This is a genomic window from Pacificibacter sp. (assembly GCF_039769035.1).
Lineage (GTDB): Bacteria > Pseudomonadota > Alphaproteobacteria > Rhodobacterales > Rhodobacteraceae > Celeribacter.
This window is the reverse complement of the sequence record NZ_JBDMZG010000223.1, coordinates 1-4,825: the sequence shown is the minus strand read 5'-3', so window position 1 is coordinate 4,825 and position 4,825 is coordinate 1. Positions and strand designations below refer to the sequence as shown.

Below are 4,825 nucleotides of genomic sequence, written 5' to 3'. Positions count from 1 at the left end.
CGGCCATTGCGGCCCTGAAAGCAGATGTCGCCAATGCCATCGCTGAAGCCGATAAAAACTTCGCCGCCTATCAAGACCTGAGCGAGATTGCGGCAGGCAAAGACACGGCCATTGCGGCCCTGAAAGCAGATGTCGCCAATGCCATCGCTGAAGCCGATAAAAACCTCGCTGCCTATCAGGCGCTGCAGGCAGATGTTGCCAATGCAACAGCTGAAGCCGCTAAAAACCTCGCGGCTTATCAGGCTCTTGATGCGAAACTGCAGGCCTTGCGCAAGGCACCTTGGCGCGTTTTTAGGATTTGACCGTATAGGCCAAGATAGTGAAGTGGTTGTATGCGTTAACCCATTCGCATAGGATCCACACAGCGTTAATCATGCTCTTTCAAACGCCCTATATTTTGGGAAATGTTGGGTAAAACGAATAAGGAACGTCCTGTTGACCACGCCCCGTATTTTATTTTCCCATATACCTAAAACTGGTGGAACGACGCTTCTTAGTCATTTTCGGGATCAATTTGGCGAAGACGCCATGTGCGTTCTGGGCCTTCACAACCGCTGCAAACGCTTTTTGCGAATACACTCCAAGTCGGGGAAATGGATCGAAACCAGCGCGCCAAGCACTTGGTCAACCTTCTTGTGCGCCGAATGAAAAAAGCGGCACAGTGAGGGCCTCGATGGCCCCGACATTTTGAACATCTAACCACACGATAAAATTAGATTGGCACGTCTCCATGGCAAAGATTTTTTTACACATTGGTCATGGCAAAACAGGTACCAGTTACCTTCAGTCTGTATTTGCACGCAATGTTGAGCACCTCGAAACCACTGGCATTGAATATCCCGGCTCTCGGCGCTTTTTACGTTCTGCAGAAGCGGGCGAGACAACATCGGGAAACCGCGCCGTTTTCTTGAGCATGCTCGAAAAAAATCTAGCGGGTTTTGAAAGCGAAAATTCGCAGCTCTTTTCAGGCGAAGATTTATGGCAAAAATTTCGCGACCCGTCATTTTGTGAATCTGTCGCAGCCATGTCAAAGCGCGTTAGCAAGCCAATCGAGTTGCTGTTTTTTATCCGTGATCCCATTGAAATGGCGCAATCTACCTATCTGCAAAATATGCAAATGCGTGGGGAAGGTCTCGATAGCTCAAGTTACTGGGCTGGCCCTGCAATCACGCAGCACAAAGGTCATTTAACCAGGATCCAACAATTGATTGCAAACTGTGAGAAATTCGGGTTCAATCTTACGCTCCATAATTATTCCCGCGTGCGGAAAACTTTGTTGGATCACGTTGCAAAGTTTCTGTTACTGCCAAGTGCAGAGGCTCTGACAATCCCTGCGCGGCAGGTGAACCGGAGCATTGGCGCGTTTGAAGTGGGCATTATTCGCGGGATGTCGAGCGCCTATGAAGGGCTAAAGCTAACAGAGAACACAAACTATATCCGGCGTTTGGTTGATGCCACATCAGAAGCAAAAATGCCTCAACCCAGCCCGTCGGCTGACGATATCGCGGGCTTTGAAAGGGGGGTGCGACCAACTGCAGATACGCTTAATCTATCCCTGCCGCCCGAGGCTCAATATCAGTGGGACTATACTCCAAAGCCCCAAATTGCGACGCCATTCACGGAAGATTATGGTGTTGAGCTGGCGCGTGAAATTGCGCGTTCAACTTTGCTTGTGATGGCGGAATCGCTCGATGATGCTGGGTGTGAGGTTGCTCTTAAAGCGGTTATTGAGAATGATCTTAACCCCGATATCTCGATTATGCGCAGAATTGTTAATCTGATGATGAAACGTGGTGCCCATCAGGACGCACTACCGGTGCTCCAGCATATCGTCGCGGCAGAACCCCTACCGGAGTTTCTATTTCCGCTGGCCACATGTTACCGCAAGGTTAAGGATTTTGATGCCGCGATTGATGTCAGCCAGCAACTCTTCGCGATTGATCCAAACAACGAACAAAATACATCTGTCTTGGTGAACCTCTTGATGGCCCACCGTGATCTTGACACAGCGCGCGCGACCTTATCGGCTGCTACAGCGGCTGGTTTAATTCCTCATAAGGCCTATTTTCTGACCCATAAGTTGGAAAACGTTGCCGGGAATACAGAGCTTGCCTTGGAGGCACTTCAGGCTGCGGTCGCAGCTGATCCGGAAAATGAAACCTACAAAAAACTGTTGACCGATAGATGACGATAGTGGCCCGGTCTTCGCTCCAATCAAGCAAGAGCGCGTCGCCGGGCTGGAATACCAATGGCACAAACATGTTGCGTCCAATTGTTGGCTCAGCATGATGCCGGTCCTGTGGTAATCCCCCTATTTTTAATGGGGACCAGCCGTAGAATTCGGGCGGCTGTTTTCAGTTTCATTACCGATGTGTGAGCTACCCCCCGAAATTCGGACACAGACGTAAGCTACGATTTGTTGTCTGTTGATCTTCAACACAAAGGAGATCAGACATGTCGAAACGGAAGCAACATCACCCAGAGTTCAAGGCCAAGGTCGCGTTGGAGGCGCTGAAGGGCGAGGAGACGGTCAGCGAGCTGGCCAGCCGGTTCGGGGTTCACCCGACGATGATCCACCAATGGAAACGGGCTTTGCTTGAGGGCGCGTCGGGCGTGTTCGAACGGGGCAGCCGCAAAACACCCGAGATCGATGAGGAAAAGGTGAAAGACCTCCATGCCAAGATAGGGGAGTTGGCCGTCGCCAACGATTTTTCGGCCAGAAAGCTCAAACCCTGGACCGGCAAGTGAGGCGCAAGATGATTGAACCGAACCTGCCCGGGCTGTCAGTTGGCAAGCAATGCGCGTTGCTGTCGATCTCGCGATCATCGTTTTAAAAGAGCCAAAGGGCGAGACGGAGATGAACCTCGATCTGATGCGTCTGATCGATAAGCAGTTCCTGGAGACCCCGTTTAACGGTGTGCGTCAGATGACATGGCATCTGCGCAATGAAGATCATCTTGTGAACGAAAAGCGGATCAGACGCTTGATGCGGTTGATGGGCCTTATGCCGATCTATCAGAAACCTAACACCAGTAAGGCGGCCAAGGGGCACAAGACTTACCCGTATCTGCTGCGCGGTCTCCGCGTGGATCGGCCCAACCAGGTTTGGTGCGCTGACATCACCTACCTACCCATGCAGCGCGGCTTCCTCTATCTGGTGGCCATTATGGACTGGCACACGCGCAAGGTGCTGGCGTGGCGGATATCGAACACGCTGGAAGCTGAGTTTTGCGTCGATGCGTTGAACGAAGCCATCCACAAGTTCGGCCCGCCAGAGATCATGAATACCGATCAGGGCAGCCAGTTCACGTCGTTTGTTTGGACGGACAGATTGCGGCGCTCAAACGTGCGCATCTCGATGGATGGCAAGGGCCGCTTTCTCGACAACATCTTCGTCGAACGGCTGTGGCGGTCACTGAAATATGAATGTGTCTACCTGCATGCTTGGGAAACCGGATCCGAGGCGAAGGCTGGAATCAGAGAGTGGATCGAGTTCTACAATCACAAGCGTCCACATTCTGCGCTTGGCGGCAAACCACCCGCTGTGGTCTACTGGCAGAGAAATGAAACAAACAACCACGATCAGCAGGTGCAAAGAGTAGCTTAAATTACGCCAGAACCTGTCCAACAAATGGAGAGTAGCTCAGTGACCCCGCCAATGCCCTTTGGGGGATTGCCTGACGTCATCTCAACCATCGTCAACGGCCATAAACTGAATAGCCCACAGCCGTAAGCGACCCCATTGCGTGATCCGGTTGATTAACCAGAGGTCAGAGGTCAGAGGTTGCTTAATATGAACGAAAATCTCAACCGTTTTTGACTGACGGAACTCATGCAACAGTCCCCTATAGGCCTTCAAGGAGCTTTTGGTTGTTACGCAATAGAAAGAGTAGTCCGAAAGCCATCAGGAGCAGCCCGAAGAAGACAGGGTAAAGCACCGATAGATAGTCCCCCTCGTACATTGGCGCATACATACCTTTACGCAGATACCCCACCACATGAACAATAGGATTCCACCAGAGGATATCCTGCGCAAATAGAGGCATACTATCAAAGGGAATAAGAACTCCAGATACGAAAAGAAGGGGGCGCGTCAAGATCTGCCAGATCCGTTCCCACGCCACAAAGGTCATCATCACATAGCAGTTCAGACACCCTAAACCGAACGCAGAAACGCCACCAATAAAAAAGCCTTTCGCAACTGCGACATAGTCAGGCGTAAGATTTAGTTTCAAAATAACCACCATGCCAATGAAGACGATATAGGAGGTAGACAGATGGGTTAGAAAGTGCAGAAACCCCCGGGCGATCATCGCATCAACAAAGGTAACAGCAGGATATTGGAGCAATTGTCGTGAGAATTTCAAAGAAGTCGCCGTCTTATTTGAAATGTCTATAAACAACACAAAGGGCAGATACCCTGTTGCATAGAAAAGCGGAAAGCTATCCCCAAAGGGTGGCGTTTTCAGGAAAAAAGAAAACACGTAGCTCAGCATTGCCAATGCAAGGGCTGGTTCAAGCACAACCCATAAATACCCGCCAGGCGAACTGCCATATGTCGCTGACATTTCACGCAACATAAGCGCAAACATTGTCCGGGCCGTCTTAAATTTGCGCGCGCGCATCCCGTCCTGATCAAGAAACTTATTCTGAGCCAGTGGCAGATCTGTGGTTATAGGAGCAACTTGGGCTTGAGGCACCTTTTCGGTCACGACAGCCCCCTTGCCCTTGGCTGCCCTCTCGCTCAGGGCGGCGCGCTTGGCTTTGGCTGCCTGCCTGGCCTTGCGCATCTCGTCGGTCACGACAGCCCCCTTGCCCTTGGCCG

The 4,825-nt window shown here is 51.3% G+C and carries 3 protein-coding genes and 1 pseudogene; 3 read left to right on the top strand and 1 reads right to left on the bottom strand.

The genetic code is table 11. The annotated features are described in order from the left end of the window. From ABF287_RS17290 to ABF287_RS17280, 3 genes and pseudogenes are all read left to right on the top strand, one after another. A partial coding sequence (locus ABF287_RS17290; RefSeq protein WP_347186241.1) for a hypothetical protein occupies positions 1 to 302 on the top strand: 302 nt, incomplete at its 5' end. Between the two features lie 428 nt (positions 303 to 730). Then, positions 731 to 2,188: a tetratricopeptide repeat protein gene (locus tag ABF287_RS17285; RefSeq protein ID WP_347186240.1), complete on the top strand. Its 1,458-nt coding sequence runs from the start codon at positions 731 to 733 to the stop codon at positions 2,186 to 2,188. A gap of 266 nt (positions 2,189 to 2,454) precedes the next feature. Then, positions 2,455 to 3,607: pseudogene (locus ABF287_RS17280) on the top strand (IS3 family transposase). Positions 3,608 to 3,845: 238 nt separating this feature from the next. On the opposite strand, the gene ABF287_RS17275 reads toward ABF287_RS17280, so the two are convergent. Then, positions 3,846 to 4,825, bottom strand: a 980-nt coding sequence (locus ABF287_RS17275) for an ABC transporter permease (RefSeq protein ID WP_347186239.1), incomplete at its 5' end; no start/stop codon positions are given.

Coding starts and splice junctions, on each gene's coding strand:
- ABF287_RS17285 (WP_347186240.1), top strand. CDS start 731: ATGGCAAAGATTTTTTTACACATTGGTCATGGCAAAACAGGTACCAGT.